This window comes from Tardiphaga sp. 42S5 (genome assembly GCF_034044155.1).
In the GTDB taxonomy this organism is placed as follows: domain Bacteria; phylum Pseudomonadota; class Alphaproteobacteria; order Rhizobiales; family Xanthobacteraceae; genus Tardiphaga; species Tardiphaga robiniae.
The window spans coordinates 1333730-1352179 of sequence record NZ_CP139027.1 but is presented as its reverse complement, the minus strand read 5'-3'; the positions used below and the strand labels follow the sequence as shown (position 1 = coordinate 1352179).

The following is an 18450-nucleotide window of genomic DNA, read 5'->3' as shown; positions in this document are numbered from 1 at the left end:
ACCGGCTTCGCGACTGACGTCGGACGCGAAGCCACCGCCGCGACGGCGTGTGTCCTCTATGCGATCGATATGATCTCGAGCTCCTGGGCGCCCGCACCAACGACATCACCGACGGCCTTGCCCATGAGCGATTTCGCCACCGGCGAGACGAAGGAAATCGAGCCGGCCCTGGGGTCGGCCTCGTCCTCGCCCACGATCCGATAGGTCTGCACGCGTCCATCGTTGCGGCGGAAGGTCACCGTGCTGCCAAAGGCGACGGTGTCCGTCGACGTCGGGGCTGGCATGAGCTGGGCCGTGCGAACACGGGCCGCAAAATAGCGCATGTCCCGCAGGGGACTCGCCGCCTGCCGCCGTCGCTCGTTCACGTCATCGATCAGGCTCGCAGCATCATGCGCTTCGCGCGCCTGCTTGAGTTGCGCCTCAAGTGCCTTCAAACCGGCTTCGGTCACAAGGTTCGGATGAGGCGAGATCGGGCGGTCGGGCAGCAGGGTTTCCGCAGCCGTTTCGGCACTTTCTTCCTTGGTGAAGGCAACGCTCAATCTCGAACTCCGTATCGGCGCATCGCGCTTTGACCGCGTCAGGGACGATTACCCCATCTGTTTGTCAAAACCATGCATAGCAGGGGGCCGCGTAAACGTCCCCCCGCCTCCTCATTTGCTGCTTTGCGGCACCGGACGGCGACAAGGCAGCCCTGTTCCAGCGGAGGGGCAATCCGATTGTGTTTGCGATCTTCGGGGGTTATGCACTGGCTAGACCGATCCTAAATTGGATCGTGGACGGACCCTGCCCTGACCGCAGGGTCTGACATGCGCCAACGCCAAGCGCCGGCGGCGGTGCATTCAAACCTTGCAGATCAAGAACGCCGTCAGGAAGGAATTCGTCGTGTCTAAGTCGCCCGTCGTCACCATCGACAACCATCCCGGCCGCTCCGCGCAGACCATCGGCATGGCGCGCGTGCTCGGCACCGATGAAACGCTCATTCATGAGCCGTCGGTGGGCGTGGTCGGCACCAAGGGCGACAGCCAGTGCTATATGGGCGTGATGTCCAAGGTGGACGCGATCCATGAGAGCCTGAAGAAGCGCATCGGTCGCGGCGAAGGCCAGTTGCCCTATCGCCTGGTGCAGCCGGAATACACCATCGCCACTTCGGACGGCATCCGCAACGGCACGCGCGAAATGCGCTATTCGCTGATCGGCCGCGAAGTGACCAACGACGCGCTGTCGGAGCATCTGAGCGCAACCGGCCTGCTCGGCACCATCGCCGTGGTCGCCTGCGATAAGCCGCCGGTCGGCGCGCTGGCTGCGCTGCTCGAACATAACGAGCCGTCGATCATCATGTCGGACGGCGCGATCCATCCCGGCACCGATCCGGAGACGGGCGAGAAGCTCGACATCGTCAGCGCCTATCAGGTCGCCGGCAATCCGGATGCCGAATATCGCCACCGCATCGCCTGCCATGCCTGCCCGGGCTATGGCTCTTGCGGCGGCATCTTCACCTACAACACCATGCAGACCTTCATCGGCGTGGTCGGCATGCAGCCGCTGCACATGGTGGCGCCGCCGTCGGACGATCCGCGTCGCGTCAAGGAATTCCCGGAGCAGCTCGTCAGCTATCTCGCCAACATGATCGCCAAGGGCATCAAGCCGCGCGACATCGTCAGCCGCGACTCGATTCGCAACGCGATGATCGTGTCGCTGGCGATCGGTGGCTCGACCAATGTGACGCTGCATGCGCCGGAAATCGCGCGCGCCGCGGGCTTCGCCGACTTCTGGAAGGAAGTCATGACGCCGGCGGAATTCAACTATCTGTCGCAGCACATCGTGCCGGTCCTCACCGACGCGCGGCCTTACGGCAAGTATTCGATGGTCGATATCGATGCGGTCGGCGGCGTGCAGGTGATCGTGCGCGAGCTGATGGATGCCGGCCTGATCAATGGCGACGTGCTGACCTGCACCGGCGAAACGCTGGCCGAGCAGATCAAACGCCTCGAGACCAAGCCGGCCGACGGCCGTGTCGTCTATACTGTCGCGAAGCCCTACAAGCCGACCGGCGGGTTGCGCGTGCTCGGCGGCAACCTGTCGCCGGAATTCTCCGCCATTCTCAAGCTCGCCGGTGTCGAGGGCGGCCTCGAGAACAATCTGTTCCGCGGCACCGCGCGCGTGTTCGAAGGCGAGCGCGGCCTGCTGCAGGCGCTCGACCAGCATCCGGAAAAATTCCAGAACCACGACATGGTGATCGTGCGCTACGACGGCCCGGTCGGCGCGCCCGGCATGCCGGAAATGCTCGACCCGACCTCGCGTATCACCACGCTGTGCCGCGAGCGCAATATCGTGGTTGGTCTCATGACCGATGCGCGCTTCTCCGGCGGCTCGGTGGGCCTGGTCATCGGCCATGTCGGCCCGGAAGCCGCACTCGGTGGTGCCATCGGGTTGATCGAGGACGGCGACGAGATCATCGCCGATCTCAATCTCAACGAACTCAACTGCACGCAGCTACAGGACCCCGCCATCTATGCCAAGCGCAAGGCGGCATGGGAGAAGGTGGTTGCGGACAATGGCGGCATCCATCCAAGCTGCGGCGAGGCTGATACGCGCTTGCTGCATCGCGCACGCACCAGCGCCGTGCCCGCCACCCGCGGCGCCGGCCTGCATCCGAACCGCGAGGTTTGGGTGCGCAACCAGCGCGAGGCCACACGCTCGGGTTTCGTGCCGAAAAATACACATCGTCCGGAAGCCAACAAGGCCTTCTAGACCTGCGGACGGGCGCTCAGGGCCGGGTTTGCTGCAAAGCTCCGGCCCGAGCCATTTTCCTTGATCTTCCCAAAGCGGCTGGAGCATTTTTCTTTATTGGAAGCATGATCTCTCGACAAACGAACTCGTTTGTCGGCGAAAACCGGCACCACTTTTCGGGATCATGCTCTACCCCTCTCCCGCTTCAAGCATTTTGAGCGCCTCGCGGTTATCTGCGGCGCGCGCATCGTCGATGTAGGCGACGAGCAACCGGTTGATGGCGACCGAATCAAGCAGCCTGAATTCGCGGGGCCTTATCCAGCCATCGAAATAGCGGTCGATATAACCGATGGGGCTATCGCGCTCCTCCACCCAGTTCGGCCCGATCAGACCTTGGGGGCGGAGTTCCCAGTAGCAGGAAATGAGGTGGCCGCCTTGGGCACCACTCTGGGCAGAGTGGCCAAGGATTCGCTGACCGTCGCGTGGCGCTTCACTCATCGGCCGAAGGAAGTGGCCGTATTCACGTAAAATCCGCTCAACCTGCATGCAACGCGATTCCATTCCCGGAGGCGCCGACCGGCACCACGCAAACATCTAACGGGTCGCGCGTTTTTTGTTTCCCATGACAAACTGGTCGGTGTCATCACGCAGCCGGCATTCGCACAGCGCTTTGAGACGTTCCAAATATGATGCGGGAGGCTGCAGGCGATGCAGATAGAGCGCTGTGGTGTGGCCGATCACAATAAATCGATCTAGAGCAAAACCAAACTGCTGCGGGTTAGCGCGAGCAGGTACGCTGGTCCGCCAAACCTCTGTAAATTAAGGCATCTTTCAGCTTTTATTAAGGCGTCGATAAGCATGCCGTTGCGCCAATCCAGATCGTGTCGGGTTGTCGATTGCTGTGGCGAATGGGTGACAGCATTTTACGCAAAAGCTGTCTAAGTCCACGCCATAGACGGAGCGAACGCGCTCTCGCTCTAAAATGGTTTTCTGGAGAAGAAGAAAATGAAGAACTTCCTGATGGGCACCGTTGCCCTGATCGCCCTGGGCGCCTCGGTTCCGGCAATGGCCGCTGACCTGGCTGCTCGTCCCTACACCAAGGCTCCGGCTTACGTTGCCGCCCCAATCTACAACTGGACCGGTTTCTACATCGGCGGTCACGTCGGCGGCGCGTTCAATGGTTCGAACGGCTTCGGCGGCACCTCCGACAATTCGGATGGCCGTTTCCTCGGCGGTCTGCAGATCGGCGCTGACTACCAGTTCGCTCCGAACTGGGTCGTTGGTATCGAAGGTCAGTACAGCTGGGTTGGTTCGAACAACACCAACGTGCTGTTCGCCGGCACCGGCCTCACCTACAACCTGAACCAGAAGGGCCTCGGCTCGGTCACCGGTCGCATCGGTTACACCTGGGGTCCGGCACTGCTCTACGTGAAGGGCGGCTACGCTTACTCGGACTACAGCGAATCCCTGGTCAACGTTGCTGGCGCACCGGTTGCTTTCGCAGCTGGCACCAAGCATGACGGTTACACCGTCGGCGCCGGCCTCGAATACCTGTTCACCCAGAATTGGTCGGGCAAGGTCGAGTACCAGTACTACGACTTCGGCAAGACCCAGTTCTCGGCTCCGACCGCTCTGGTTGCTTTCGGTTCTTCCAAGAACGACGAGCACACCGTCAAGGCCGGCCTGAACTACCGCTTCAACTGGGGTGGCCCGGTTGTTGCGAAGTACTGAGCTTCGCGCCTGATTTCAGGCTCTTAACTACGGAAAGGCCGGCGGAAACGCCGGCCTTTTTCGTTTTACCCTTTGGTAACCTCGCAAGCCCCGCGACAGCCAGGGGTTGCCGATTTACCCGAATATTAACCCGGTACCTACATACTCTCTACGCGATCCGCCACCAGGACGGTGGACGCGGGGGGAATCAATGGCACTGACGTCGTTCATCGGAAAATTCGGACGGTTTCGTTTCTCGCGGCCCCGTTGGGGCATTCGCGGCAGCCTGTTCGCCGCCTTCGCTGTTATCGCGGGCATGGCGATCCTGATCAGTGCCGGTGCCGGCATGATTCTCGGTCAGCTCGGCGGCATGATGACGGACCTGAACGGCCGGGACATTCCGAAACTGACCGCCAGCCTTCAACTGGCCACCGCCAGCGAGAGCCTTGCCAGCCAGGGCCCGATGCTGCTGGCATCGAGCAGCCCCGACGTTCTGAAGGAACGCTCGCAGCGCATGCGGGATACGCACAAGATTGCAGTCGAGAAGCTCGACACCATCGCCAAGCTCGGCGCCGACAAGGCCGTGGTCGCCGCCCTGGCCGATACCGTCAAGAACATCGAAGACACGATTCGCAGCCTTGGCGCTGCCACCCAGGAACGTCTCGATGCGGTCGCCCAGCATCAGAAGCAATACGACTCCCTGCGCGCCGCTGCAGCAAACTTCGTCAAGATGTCGGAGCCAGCCGCCACCGACGCCCAGAACGTGATGAACGACACGCTGCGGGCAACAGTCTTCTCGGCCGAAGATTCCGGCGAAGCCGCGCGCGTCATCGTGCAGGTCGGCGAAGTCGTCGCCAGCACCAACCTGATCTCGTCCGATCTGATGGCCGCGCTGTCGGCCGGTTCGTCCGAAGCGCTCTCTCCGATCGAAGACAACTTCAAGGCCGCCCAGACCCGCGTCAAATCCAATCTGGATGCCCTGGTCGGCATCAAGGGGACCAAAGAACTGAAGGAAGCCGCCCTGCAACTGCTGGCGATCGGCGACGGCAAGAACAGCGTCTTCAAGGTGCGCCAGAAAGAGATGGACACCGTCGAATATGGCGAACTCATTCTCGACGAGACACGCAAGCTGAATGTTGGCCTCGGTATGAGCGTCAAGCAACTGGTCGACAAGGTGCGCAGCGAAACCGACGCCGCCACGACACAGGCGCAGACGACAATCACGCTGGCGACGCAGGTGATGCTCGGCCTGGGCGCGCTGACACTGATCGGATCCGCATTGTTCGTCTGGCTCTATGTCGGCCGCAGCATTCTGCGCCGCCTCGCGCAATTGCAGCGCGCGATGCAGCGGCTGTCCAGCGGAGATCTCGACACCGAGATCGCCCGCAGCCGCCAGCAGGACGAAATCGCGGCGATGGCGGGCACGCTCGAAGTGTTCCGCGACAGCATGATCAACGCCCGCACGCTCAGCGCGGAGCAGGATCAGGACCGCATCGCCAAGGGCGAACGCACGTCGCGCATCGAAGCTCGCATCGTCGACTTCGAGAGCAAGGTACGTACCGCTTTGGAGAAGCTGCAGATCTCGGCCGATTCCATGCAATCGACCGCGCAGAGCATGACGGCAACTGCCGATCGCTCCAGCGTGCTGGTCAGCGCCGTCGCATCGGCCGCAGAGGAAACCTCGGTGAACGTCCAGACGGTGTCGGCCGGGACCGAGCAACTGTCGTCATCGATCAACGAGATCAGCCGACAGGTCGTCACGTCGACCGAAATCGCCGCAAAGGCCGTCAGCGAAGCCGGCGAAACCGATGCAACGATGCAGGGCTTGGCCGACAACGCCAATCGCATCAGCGTGGTGATCGATCTGATCCAGACCATCGCGTCGCAAACCAACCTGCTGGCGCTCAACGCGACCATCGAGGCTGCACGCGCGGGCGATGCAGGCCGTGGTTTCGCCGTGGTGGCCTCCGAGGTGAAGAGCCTTGCCGATCAAACCGCAAAGGCCACCGACGAGATCCGCACGCAGATCGTCTCGATGCAGCAGGTCACTTCCACCGCCGTCGGAGCGATCCGCAACATTGGGCAGACCATCGCCGAGATCAATAATGTGAGCGCAGCCATCGCCACGGCCGTCGAACAGCAAGGTGCGGCAACACGCGAGATCGCACGCAACATCCAGCATGCCGCCGGCGGCACCAGTGAAGTGTCGAGCAATATCATCGGCGTCAGCGATGCATCGACGCAGGCCGGCACGGCTGCCAACGACGTGCTCGGCGCCTCGGGCGAACTGCGCCGCGAGGCCGACGTTCTTCGTGGTGAAATCGACGAATTCCTGTCGAGCATCCGCGCGGCATAGGAGCGGCGATCCAGCGCATGGCTGCACCCGGCCAGCGTCATTGCTCCGACCCTCAAAATCATGGACTGCTTTCACAGCAGCCCATGATCGGCGGCTGCGCAGAATGTAAGGATTGCGTGAATGCCCCCAACACCCTCTGCATGGACATCGACCGAACTGCGCCACGACTGGCAGCGTCATGAAGCCAAGGCCCTGTATGACCTGCCGTTTGCGGACCTGATTTTCCAGGCGCAGAGCATCCACCGCAGCAATTTCGATCCGAATCACGTCGAGACCGCGAGCCTGCTCAGCATCAAGACCGGCGGCTGCGCGGAAGACTGCGGGTACTGCTCGCAAAGCGCCCACTACAACACGGACGTCAAGGCGACCAAACTGATGGATCGCGACGCTGTGGTCGCCACGGCGCAGCGCGCCAAGGAGGCCGGCGCAAGCCGCTTCTGCATGGCCGCGGCATGGCGCAATCCGAAGGACAAAGACCTCGACCGCGTCTGCGAGATGGTCAGCGCGGTGAAGGCAATTGGCATGGAGACCTGCGCCACGCTCGGCATGCTCACAGAGGATCAGGCGCAGCGCCTGCAGAACGCCGGTCTCGATTTCTATAATCACAATGTCGATACATCGCCGGAATTCTACGGCAAGATCATCACCACCCGCACCATGGAAGATCGCATTGAAACGCTGGCACGGGCACGCCATGCCGGTCTCAAGACCTGTTGCGGCGGCATCATCGGCATGGGCGAACAGGTCGAGGACCGTCTGGGCATGCTGATGCTGCTAGCGAACCTGCCGCATCATCCGGACAGCGTGCCAATCAATATGTGGAACGAGGTAAAGGGCGTGCCGGTCAACGACACGGCCGAACGCCCGGATCCAATCGCGCTGGTCCGCATGATTGCCGTGGCGCGTATCATGATGCCGAAGAGCGTGGTGCGGCTTTCCGCCGGGCGGCAATATATGACCGATGAATTGCAGGCACTGTGCTTTGTCGCCGGCGCCAATTCCATCTTCATCGGCGACGTGCTGCTGACCACGAAAAACCCCCAGACCGACCGCGACGCTAACCTGCTGGACCGGCTCGGCATGACCTCGCGGCTCGACGACGTGAGCGGAAAGAGCACGCCGGCTCTGCCGGTTACCGCTTCAGCACAGGCCGATATGCGCGCCAGCGCATAAACCCATGCCCTGCGCCAGCCGAATTTGTGCTGGCGCAGGGGTCCTTGGCCCGCTAAGCCGGATGAAAAGGACATTGTGACAGAACCGATGCATTCGAAAACAGACGCCAGCACAAAGCCAGCCGATGACCTCCGCTATCCCTGGGAGAACCATCCCGGGACCGATCAGGTGGTCGAAATTGCTCCGGGCGTTCTCTGGATCCGGCTCGACCTGCCGTTTCGCCTCAACCATGTGAACATCTATCTGCTCGCCGATGGCGACGGCTGGGCCATGGTGGATACCGGCATCGGCAATGACGCCACCATCGCTGCATGGACGAAACTGTTCGAAGGTCCGCTGAAGGGCAAGCCGATCAGCAAGGTGATTGTCACCCACGCGCATCCCGATCATGTCGGCCAGGCCGGCTGGATGGTGCAGCGGTTCAACTGCCCCTTCTATATGTCGCAAGTCGAATATCTGCAGGGCGTCTATCACCAGCACCGCCGCACCGAAGAGCGCATCGTCAATATGCGGCAGTTCTTCCATCGCCACGGCATGGATGCAGATATCACCGAGCAATTGCTCGGCCGCGGCCAGGAGTATCTGAAGAAGACGGTGCCGCTGCCGGCGGCCTATCGTCGGCTCTCTGACGGCAACGATCTCGTGATCGGCACGCGTACCTTTCGCGTGCTCACAGGCGCCGGCCATTCGCCGGATCAGGTGATGCTGTATTGCGAGGCCGATAAACTGTTCCTGTCGGCCGATCAGGTGCTGAGCAAGATCTCGCCCAATGTCAGCGTCTGGGCCCATGAGCCCGACGAGAATTCGCTCGGCTCCTATCTGCATTCGCTGAAACGTCTCGCCGAGACGCTGCCCGACGATGTGCTCGTGCTCCCCGGTCACGGCGTGCCGTTTCACGGCCTCAAGATCCGCATCAAGCAGCTCGCAGACCATCACGAAGAGCGCTGCCAGATGATCGCCGCCGCATGCAAGGATACCGGCAAGACCTCGGCCGAGCTGGTGCCTGTGGTGTTTCACAAGCACAAGCTGGACGCCCACCAGACCGGATTTGCCGCCGGCGAATTGATCGCCCACGTCAACCACATGCTGGCGCAGAAGCGGCTGACCTCGACAATGGGCGCCGACGGCATGCTGCGGTTCAAATCGACGTAACCTGCAGCGCAGCAAAAATTCGTGAATGACCTCAGGCTCTTGATGCACATCAAAAGCCGCAGCACTTGGTCAAATTGACCAATTGCGCCTCGACAGCCAAGCTGGAAAAGCTCTAAAACGCACCTGACGCTGGGTTCGGGTTTCGTTTTTGGGTCTTTTGCGATGGATTACAGCAAGTTCTTCAGTGACGCGCTCAATCGTTTGCATGACGAGCGCCGCTATCGTGTCTTCGCCGACCTCGAGCGCATTGCCGGTCGGTTCCCGCATGCGGTCTGGCACACGCCGCAGGGCCCGCGCAATGTCGTGATCTGGTGCTCCAACGATTACCTCGGCATGGGCCAGCACCCGAAAGTGGTGGGCGCCATGGTCGAGACGGCGACCCGCGTCGGCACCGGCGCCGGTGGCACCCGCAATATCGCAGGCACGCATCATCCGCTGGTGCAGCTCGAGGAAGAACTCGCCGACCTCCACGGCAAGCAGGCGGCCCTGCTCTTCACCTCGGGCTATGTCTCGAACCAGACCGGCATTTCGACGCTCGCCAAGCTGATGCCGAATTGCCTGATCCTGTCCGACGCACTGAATCATAACTCGATGATCGAAGGCATCCGGCAGGCCGGCTGCGACCGCGTCGTGTTCCGCCATAACGACGTCGCGCATCTCGAAGAGCTATTGAAGGCCGCCGATCCGGCGCGGCCGAAACTGATCGCCTGCGAGAGTCTGTATTCGATGGACGGCGACGTCGCGCCACTGGCTGCGATCTGCGATCTCGCCGAGCGCTATGGCGCTATGACCTATGTGGATGAAGTCCATGCGGTCGGCATGTATGGCCCGCGCGGCGGCGGCATCGCCGAGCGCGACGGCGTGATGCATCGCATCGACGTGCTGGAAGGCACGCTCGCCAAGGCCTATGGCTGCCTCGGCGGCTATATCGCAGCAAACAAGGACATTGTAGACGCCGTGCGCTCCTATGCGCCGGGCTTTATCTTCACCACCGCGCTGCCGCCGGCGATCTGCTCGGCCGCGACCGCAGCGATCAAGCACCTGAAGAGCTCCAGCTGGGAACGTGAGCGCCATCAGGATCGCGCTGCGCGGGTCAAGGCGATCCTCACCGCGGCCGGCATTCCGGTGATGTCCACCGACACCCATATCGTGCCGGTGTTCGTCGGCGATGCCGAACTCTGCAAGAAGGCCTGCGATCTGCTGCTCGAAGATCACGGCATTTACATCCAGCCGATCAACTATCCCACCGTCGCCAAGGGCGCCGAGCGCCTCCGTATTACGCCGTCGCCCTATCACGACGACGTGCTGATCGATCATCTCGCAGAATCGCTGCTCCAGGTGTGGGATGAACTCGGCCTACCACTGCGCACCAAGGCGCTGGCAGCGGAGTAAAACTCCGCCGCGAACAATTGAAACACCGTCATGCCCGGGCTTGACCCGGGCATCCATCTTTTTGAAGCTTGGCGCAAAGGTGGATGGCCGGGTCAAGCCCGGCCATGAGGAGTTTCACTTGGGCCTATACCCCCGCTGGGGGCCGGAGAAATTTAGTGGACATCATCTGGAAAGGTATTCTCGGCGGACTGCTCACCGCCCTGATTGCCTGGTTGTCCAAACGGGGCAACACGCTGCCTGGCATTCTGCCGTTGTTTCCGACCTTTGCGATCATTGCGCTCCTCATCGTCGGCGCAAAAGGCGACAACGCGGGCTTCCGGGAAGCCTGCATGGCCGGCGCGAAGACCATTCCAGCCTATCTCGCTTTTCTCGGCATCTGCTATCTCACGGTCGGCACGTTCGATTACCGGCTCGCTCTGCTGGCCGGCGTGACCGCGTGGCTGTTCATCATCCTGATCGCCTTTTTCGGCCCCCGCTGGATTTAACGACAATCCGGCATTCCCCGGCGTCCGGCCAAATCCCTGTCGCCTGCACCGGCGCAACCGGCTAGATTTTCGCCTGATGGACGGGCTTCAGCCCGCCAAAGGGAGCACGCACGATGCTGCACGACTGGGGCGTGATTGTTGCCGCCCTCTGCTACATCGGATTTCTGTTTTGCGTCGCCAGCTATGGCGACCGGATCGCGCTGTTCCAGAGCGGCCGCGCCAAGGCCGTCATCTATCCGCTGTCGCTGGCGATCTATTGCACGTCATGGACGTTCTTCGGCTCGGTCGGCGTGGCCAGCCGGACCAGCGTGGATTTCCTCGCCATCTATGTCGGCCCAATCCTGTTCTTTGCCTTCTTCTCGCCCGTGCTGCGGCGTGTGATCCATCTCGCCAAGACCCAGAACATCACCTCGATCGCCGACTTCATCGCCGCACGTTACGGCAAGAGCCAGGCCGTCGCCGCCACCGTCGCCGTGATCGCCATCATCGGCTCGGTTCCGTACATTGCGCTGCAGCTGAAGGCCGTCGCGTCGTCGCTGGAAACGATCCTCGGCGAAGACAAGGCCATTGCCGGCATTCCCATCGTCGGCGACATGGCACTGGTCGTGACGCTGGCCATGGCGATGTTCGCCGTACTGTTCGGTACAAGGCAGACCAATGCGACCGAACATCAGCACGGCTTGATGCTCGCCGTGGCTACCGAATCCATCGTCAAGCTGGTGGTGTTCATCATCGCCGGCGCCTTCGTGACATTCTGGATGTTCGGCCCCTCGGAGCTGGTCGAGCGCGCGATGAAGACACCAGAGGCGATGCGCGCCATCAACTATGTGCCGTCATTCGGCAATTTCCTCACGATGGTGTTGCTGTCGTTCTGCGCCATCATGCTGCTGCCCCGGCAGTTCCACGTCAGCGTCGTCGAGAATTCCAGCGACTCGGAAGTGAGCCGTGCGCGCTGGCTGTTTCCCACCTATCTGATCGCCATCAACCTGTTCGTCATTCCGATCGCCCTGGCGGGCCTCGTGACCTTTCCGTTCGGCGCCGTCGACAGCGACATGTATGTGCTGGCGCTGCCGATCGAGGCCGGATCCAGCGCGCTCAGCATGGCGGTGTTCATCGGCGGCTTGTCGGCTGCCACCGCCATGGTGATCGTCGAATGCGTTGCGCTGGCCATTATGGTGTCCAACGATATCGTGTTGCCACTGGTCTTGCGGCGCGGACCGCAGACGCAGAATGAGCAGACCGACTTCGGCAACTTCCTGCTCAAGGCAAGGCGATTTTCGATCTTCGCCATCATGGTGCTGGCCTATTTCTATTTCCGCGCACTCGGCAATACGCAATTGGCCGCCATCGGCCTGCTGTCATTTGCCGCCATCGTGCAACTCGCTCCAGCTTTTTTTGGCGGGCTGATCTGGCGGCGTGCGACCGCCCGCGGCGCCATGGGCGGCATGGTGGTCGGCTTCATCGTCTGGGCCTATACGCTGTTCATCCCGAGCTTCCTTGAAGGCAGCACCGCAGGCGTCCTGTTCCTGCAGCACGGCCCGTTCGGTATCGAGGCGTTGCGGCCGCAGGACCTCCTCGGCACTGAATTGCCGCCGCTGCTGCACGGCACGTTGTGGAGCCTGTCGCTCAATATCCTGACCTATATCGTGCTGTCGCTGATGCGGGCGCCGTCGTCGATCGAACGGCTGCAGGCCGATGTCTTCGTACCCAATACGCTGGCGCCGATCACACCGGCATTCCGGCGCTGGCGGACCACGGTGACGGTGCAGGACATTCTCAGCACCGTGACCCAATATCTCGGCCCGGACCGCGCGCGCGAATCCTTCGATGCTTTCGCCACGCGTCGCCGTGTCGATCTCGATCCGGCCGCACCAGCGGATTTCGAACTGCTGCAGCACGCAGAATATCTGATCGCATCATCGATCGGCGCAGCCTCGTCCCGCGTGGTGATGTCGCTGCTGCTGCGCAAGCGCACGGTGTCGGCGAAAGCTGCCTTGAAGCTGCTCGACGATTCGCATGCGGCGCTGCATTTCAACCGCGAGATCCTGCAGACTGCGCTCAATCACGTCCGCCAGGGCATCGCGGTCTTCAACCCCGACCTGCAGCTGATCGTCTCCAACCGGCAGTTCGGCGAACTGCTCGGCCTGCCACCGCAGATCGTGCAGATCGGCATTCCGCTCCGGGAGATTCTGGAATTCATCGGCATCCAGAGCGCGTCGCCTTATGGCGACACCGAAACCCTGACGCAGGCGCGGCTGGCTGCTTACACGACTGAGGGCGAACCCTATCTGGAACGACTGCAAGACCGCCAGATCGTCATCGAGGTGCGTACCAACAAGATGCCGGATGGTGGGCTCGTGCTGACCTTCTCCGACGTCACGCCCAGCTTCGAGGCAGCAGAGGCGCTGGAGCGCGCCAATGCCACGCTGGAAAAACGCGTCCGCGACCGCACCGAGGAACTGACGCGACTGAATTCCGAACTGGCGCTCGCCAAGAGCACCGCGGAAGACGCCAATATCTCGAAGACCCGCTTTCTGGCCGCTGCCAGCCACGACATTCTGCAGCCGCTCAATGCAGCACGGCTCTATATCACCAGCCTGGTCGAACGAAAGAGCGGCGGCGAGGATGCTCGGCTGGTCGAGAATATCGACGACTCGCTGGAGGCCATCGAGGAAATCCTCGGCGCCCTGCTCGACATCTCACGCCTCGATGCCGGCGCCATGAGCCCCGCGATTTCAAGTTTCCGCATCGGCGACCTGATGCGCTCACTTGAGATCGAATATGCACCGATCGCGCACGCCCGCGGCGTCAAGCTCACATTCGTGCCTTGCTCACTGCCCGTCGAATCCGATCGCCTGATGCTGCGCCGTCTTCTGCAGAACCTGATCTCGAACGCGATCAAATACACGCCGCATGGCCGCGTGCTGGTCGGCTGCCGGCGCCGCGGCAAGGCCTTGCAGATTGGCATCTACGATACCGGTGTCGGCATTCCGATCCTCAAGCGTGGCGAGATTTTCAAAGAATTCCACCGGCTCGAACAGGGCGCGCGGATCGCGCGTGGCCTCGGGCTCGGTCTGTCGATCGTCAAACGTCTCGCCCATGTGCTCAATCACGGCATCGCGCTGGATTCCAATCGCAGCGGCGGCTCGTTCTTCTCGGTGACGGTGCCGGTGGCCAAGGCGATCAATCACACCACCGCGGTCACCAGCGCGACGCCTCTGTCGAAGTCACCGATGTCGGGCACGCTCGTTGTCTGTATCGAGAACGACATGGCGATTCTCGATGGCATGAAGACGCTACTTCAGGCCTGGGGAGCCGAGGTCGTCGCAGTCGCGGATCCGGAAGCCGCGATGAATGCGATTGCCGAAATCCAGGCCTCAGGCCGACGCCTCACGGGCCTGCTGGTCGATTACCATCTCGACCGCGGCAACGGCGTCGCCGCGATCCGGGAAATCCGCAACCGTTTCGGCAAGGAGATTCCGGCCATCCTGATCACCGCCGACCGCAGCCCGCATGTGCAATCGGCTGCACGGCAGGACAAGATCGCCGTGCTGAACAAGCCGGTCAAACCGGCGTCGCTGCGCGCACTCCTCGGGCAATGGCGCACGCAGCAGATGATCGCGGCGGAATAGTCCGATTATTGCGGGGTCTGCTCGCCCTGGCGCCACTGGCCGCCGGCGATCTTCGCGGCAGCAATCACGGCCTGCGTGCGGCTCTCGACACCGAGCTTCTGCAGGATCGCCGAGACATGCGCCTTGATGGTCGCCTCGGATACGCCGAGCTCGTAAGCGATCTGCTTGTTGAGCAGTCCTTCCGACAGCATCATCAGCACGCGGACCTGCTGCGGCGTCAGCGTCACCAGCCGGTCGCGCAGCTTGCTCATTTCCGGATCGGCCGCAGCCGACATGTCGACGTCCGGTGGAACCCAGACATCGCCATCCATCACCTTCACGATGGCATCGCGCAGGGTATCGACGCCAAAGCGTTTCGGAATGAAGCCTGACGCGCCAAAATCCAGCGATTGCCGGATCGTGCCGACATCGTCGCTGGCCGACACGATGACCACCGGGATGGCGGGGTATTGCGCACGGAGGTAAATCAATCCCGAGAACCCGCTGATCCCCGGCATCGACAGATCGAGCAGGATCAGATCGACATCGGAATCCTGTTCCAGCAGCTTGGTCAAATCCTCGAACGTGCCGGTTTCATCGACCGTGGTGGTCGGCAGCACGCTACTGACCGCCTGCCGCAATGCACCGCGGAACAACGGATGATCGTCGGCAATAATGAGGCGCGAGGGAGCGATAACGGTCATCAAAATCCATGTAAAAATCTAGCGGCAAACCAGCGACCGCGTTGAGACGACGCGCAAAAGCGCATTTCGCCACAAGTGTCCCCCGCGCGACAACGTCTTGCAAGCGTCCAATGCTGCCACGCGGTAAATTGGTGAACGCGGGCCATTGTGCGACGCAATATTTCATATGCACGCGCACGTCCGGAAGGACGATTTCGCCGCTGCGACCTCTGCGCACAGCCCCTTGCGCACGGCCTAAAGTCGTATTGGGTCGCATTTCCCCGCAATGCTACCTTTTGCATCGAAGTTCTCTGCAATGAGCCGACAGAAGTTCGGCGCAGCGAGCGAGAAGCCACAATAAATTTTGCAACGGATTTGGGGAGCGATTCAAACATGTCCACCATCGCAGCAACATCGGCGAAAGCCCAGGGGATGACGAAGGACGAACGCTTCGTCATCTTCGCGTCATCGCTCGGCACTGTTTTCGAATGGTATGACTTCTACCTGTTCGGCTCGCTGGCCGGCATCATCGGCGCGCAGTTCTTCGGCGTGATCGATCCCGCCACCAAGCTGCCGATGTTCAATCAGGCCACGCGCGACATCTTCGCGCTGCTGGCCTTCGCCGCGGGCTTTATCGTTCGTCCGTTTGGCGCCATCGTGTTCGGACGCGTCGGCGACATCGTCGGCCGCAAGTATACGTTCCTCGTCACCATCCTCATCATGGGCCTGTCGACCTTCATCGTCGGCATCCTGCCTAACGCAGCGACCATCGGCATCGCGGCTCCGATCATCCTGATCGGCCTGCGCTTGCTGCAGGGCCTTGCGCTCGGCGGTGAGTATGGCGGTGCGGCGACTTACGTGGCAGAGCATTCACCGGCCGGCAAGCGCGGCTACTACACCTCGTTCATTCAGACCACGGCCACGCTCGGCCTGTTCCTGTCGCTGCTGGTGATCCTGTTCACCCGTACGATTCTCGGCGAACCCGAATTCGCCGCCTGGGGCTGGCGTATTCCGTTCCTGGTCTCGGTGGTTCTGCTCGGCATCTCGGTCTGGATCCGTTTGCGCCTGAATGAATCGCCCGTGTTCCAGAAGATGAAGGACGAGGGCAAGGGCTCCAAGGCTCCGCTGACCGAAGCCTTCGCCAACTGGAGCAACGCCAAGATCGTGCTGATCGCACTGTTCGGCGGCGTGATGGGCCAGGGCGTGGTCTGGTACACCGGCCAGTTCTACGCGCTGTTCTTCATGCAATCGATCCTCAAGGTCGACGGCTACACCGCGAACCTCCTGATCGCGTGGTCGCTGCTGCTCGGCACTGGCTTCTTCGTGTTCTGGGGCGCCCTGTCCGACAAGATCGGCCGCAAGCCGATCATTCTGGCAGGCTGCCTGATCGCGGCGCTGACCTTCTTCCCGATCTTCCGGATGATCACCACCAACGCCAACCCGACGCTGGAAAAGGCGATCGAGAGCGTGAAGGTGGAGGTCGTTTCAGATCCCGCGCTGTGCGGCGATCTGTTCAACCCGGTCGGCACCCGCGTGTTCTCCACGCCTTGCGATACGGCCCGCGCCTATCTGGCACAGTCGTCGGTCAAGTACTCGACCGCCTACGGTCCGGCAGGCTCCGGCGTGAAGGTCGTCGTCAACGGCAAGGACGTGCCCTACACCGCGGCAGCGTCAAACCCGCAGGTTCTCGCAGCGGTTCAGGCGGCGGGCTATCCCAAGGTGGGCGACGCGCAGATCGTCAAGATGGCGCATCCGTTCGATATCTTCCGTCCGCAGGTCGCGGCGGTGATCGGACTGCTGTTCATCCTGGTGATGTTCGTCACCATGGTCTACGGCCCGATCGCGGCGATGCTGGTCGAACTGTTCCCGACCAAGATCCGCTACACCTCGATGTCGCTGCCCTACCACATCGGCAACGGCTGGTTCGGCGGACTTCTCCCGGCGACCGCCTTCGCAATCGTGGCTTCGACCGGCGATATCTATGCCGGTCTCTGGTATCCCGTGATCTTCGCGGCAATCACCGTTGTCATCGGCATATTCTTCCTGCCGGAGACCAAGGACGTCGATATCGGCGCGAACTAATCTCGCCAAGCCGGCAGCCATGCTGCCGGCGGACGGGGCGACAACAAACCGGCCGCGGAGCAATCCGCGGCCTTTTTTTTTGTTTCGGCAGATCTGCGAGCGTCAGGTCGCGCCGACGAACTGCAGCACCACCTCGCGGCGATGCGGGCGGGCGCGGTGTTCGATCACATAGATCCCCTGCCAGGTTCCAAGCGCGAGCTTGCCTGACAGAACGGGGATGTGCAGCGAGGTTGCGGTCAGCATGGTACGAACATGCGCCGGCATATCGTCGGGACCCTCCGTATCGTGCGTCCAGTTAAAATCCTGAGGCGCAAGACGATCGAGCGTTGTCATAAGATCGACCAGCACGGAAGGATCGGCGTTTTCCTGAATGGTGAGCGACGCTGAGGTATGGCGGATGAACAGCGTCAACGCACCTTCACGGGCGCCGATCTCGCTCAGGAATTTGCCGACCTCGCGGGTGATATCGATGAAGCCGGCACCGGATGTCTGCACAGTCAGCAGTGACGACACGACAGTTTCGACACGAACTGCAGACGGCGCGCTGTGCGTGATGGATCTGGCAGATGTCACGACGCTAACCTTTCGACTGGTGGATCTTCTGATGAACCAAAACGCGCATATGGCGTTCCCACTTCAATCAGGATGGACAAGGGAAAACGCCATGAAGCCTAAAACATCAAGGGACATTCCGGGGCCGGGTCCACGCAAGGACGAACAGCGCGCACAGGAGAAAGCTGTCATTCAGGACGCAGACAAGACCGATCAAGCCGACCGCGACACCATCCATGGCGACGGCGACGATATCGGGCTCGAACGCAAATAACTGCGCACTGCGTTAATCGTCGGAGCTAACCACGTCTGCGCGGTGAATTTCATCGCCTTCCTCGTTGCGGACGGAAATGGCGAAGTGCTTGCCGCGGAGCTCGGGCCTGATCTTGTAAATATCGCCCGCGAGCTTGTCGGCGACCTCAGCGGCCAGCAATTCATTGCGCAAAATCTGCCCGGAAGCGTCGGGCACGGTCGTCCCATCGACGAGATCAAAATAAAATCTCGGCATCAAAGTGCTCCCTTAA

Annotated in this window: 15 protein-coding genes; 10 read left to right on the top strand and 5 right to left on the bottom strand. The window is 61.7% G+C overall.

Features of this window, described 5'->3' with window-relative positions; all coding sequences use genetic code 11:
* Positions 1–56 precede the first annotated feature (56 nt).
* Positions 57–539 carry a transcription elongation factor GreA gene (gene greA / locus SFY93_RS06320; RefSeq protein WP_320446441.1) on the bottom strand — a complete coding sequence of 161 codons (483 nt, stop codon included), beginning with the start codon at positions 537–539 and terminating at the stop codon, positions 57–59.
* Positions 540–882: 343 nt separating this feature from the next.
* Between greA and SFY93_RS06315 the strand changes: the two genes are divergently transcribed.
* Complete coding sequence (locus SFY93_RS06315) at positions 883–2751, top strand: dihydroxy-acid dehydratase domain-containing protein (RefSeq protein WP_320446440.1); 1869 nt, start codon at positions 883–885, stop codon at positions 2749–2751.
* A gap of 168 nt (positions 2752–2919) precedes the next feature.
* On the opposite strand, the gene SFY93_RS06310 is transcribed toward SFY93_RS06315, so the two are convergent.
* Entirely contained in the window at positions 2920–3276 is a 357-nt protein-coding gene (locus tag SFY93_RS06310) for a hypothetical protein (RefSeq protein ID WP_320446439.1), read from the bottom strand.
* 459 nt (positions 3277–3735) lie between these two features.
* On the opposite strand from SFY93_RS06310, the gene SFY93_RS06305 reads away from it, so the two are divergent.
* The 7 genes from SFY93_RS06305 (at position 3736) to SFY93_RS06275 (ending at position 14630) form a co-directional block, all read left to right on the top strand.
* Positions 3736–4461, top strand: coding sequence for an outer membrane protein (locus SFY93_RS06305; protein ID WP_320446438.1), 726 nt, complete (start codon positions 3736–3738; stop codon positions 4459–4461).
* Positions 4462–4651: 190 nt separating this feature from the next.
* Positions 4652–6796 carry a methyl-accepting chemotaxis protein gene (locus SFY93_RS06300; RefSeq protein WP_320446437.1) on the top strand — a complete coding sequence of 715 codons (2145 nt, stop codon included), beginning with the start codon at positions 4652–4654 and terminating at the stop codon, positions 6794–6796.
* A 120-nt stretch (positions 6797–6916) separates the two neighbouring features.
* Positions 6917–7969, top strand: coding sequence for a biotin synthase BioB (gene bioB, locus SFY93_RS06295; protein WP_320446436.1), 1053 nt, complete (start codon positions 6917–6919; stop codon positions 7967–7969).
* A gap of 87 nt (positions 7970–8056) precedes the next feature.
* On the top strand, positions 8057–9121 hold the full coding sequence (locus tag SFY93_RS06290) for an MBL fold metallo-hydrolase (protein WP_320446435.1): 1065 nt from the start codon (positions 8057–8059) through the stop codon (positions 9119–9121).
* A 162-nt stretch (positions 9122–9283) separates the two neighbouring features.
* Entirely contained in the window at positions 9284–10513 is a 1230-nt protein-coding gene (gene hemA / locus SFY93_RS06285; RefSeq protein ID WP_089266846.1) for a 5-aminolevulinate synthase, read from the top strand.
* Between the two features lie 155 nt (positions 10514–10668).
* Positions 10669–10998 carry a GlpM family protein gene (locus tag SFY93_RS06280; RefSeq protein ID WP_320446434.1) on the top strand — a complete coding sequence of 110 codons (330 nt, stop codon included), beginning with the start codon at positions 10669–10671 and terminating at the stop codon, positions 10996–10998.
* A 113-nt stretch (positions 10999–11111) separates the two neighbouring features.
* Positions 11112–14630, top strand: coding sequence for a PAS domain-containing hybrid sensor histidine kinase/response regulator (locus tag SFY93_RS06275; RefSeq protein WP_320446433.1), 3519 nt, complete (start codon positions 11112–11114; stop codon positions 14628–14630).
* Positions 14631–14635: 5 nt separating this feature from the next.
* On the opposite strand, the gene SFY93_RS06270 is transcribed toward SFY93_RS06275, so the two are convergent.
* Entirely contained in the window at positions 14636–15313 is a 678-nt protein-coding gene (locus SFY93_RS06270; RefSeq protein ID WP_320446432.1) for a response regulator, read from the bottom strand.
* 372 nt (positions 15314–15685) lie between these two features.
* On the opposite strand from SFY93_RS06270, the gene SFY93_RS06265 reads away from it, so the two are divergent.
* Positions 15686–17374 (top strand): MFS transporter, encoded by a 1689-nt coding sequence (locus tag SFY93_RS06265; protein WP_320446431.1) that lies wholly within the window; start codon positions 15686–15688, stop codon positions 17372–17374.
* A gap of 102 nt (positions 17375–17476) precedes the next feature.
* Here the strand turns inward: SFY93_RS06265 and SFY93_RS06260 are convergent, their stop codons facing one another.
* Positions 17477–17947, bottom strand: coding sequence for a secondary thiamine-phosphate synthase enzyme YjbQ (locus SFY93_RS06260; RefSeq protein WP_320446430.1), 471 nt, complete (start codon positions 17945–17947; stop codon positions 17477–17479).
* Between SFY93_RS06260 and SFY93_RS06255 the strand changes: the two genes are divergently transcribed.
* A complete protein-coding gene (locus tag SFY93_RS06255; protein ID WP_320447884.1) occupies positions 17925–18200 on the top strand; it encodes a hypothetical protein in 276 nt (91 codons plus the stop codon). The genes SFY93_RS06260 and SFY93_RS06255 overlap by 23 nt on opposite strands.
* A 12-nt stretch (positions 18201–18212) precedes the next feature.
* On the opposite strand, the gene SFY93_RS06250 is transcribed toward SFY93_RS06255, so the two are convergent.
* Positions 18213–18434, bottom strand: a complete 222-nt coding sequence (locus SFY93_RS06250) for a DUF6894 family protein (protein ID WP_068732634.1) — start codon at positions 18432–18434, stop codon at positions 18213–18215.
* Between the last annotated feature and the right edge of the window lie 16 nt (positions 18435–18450).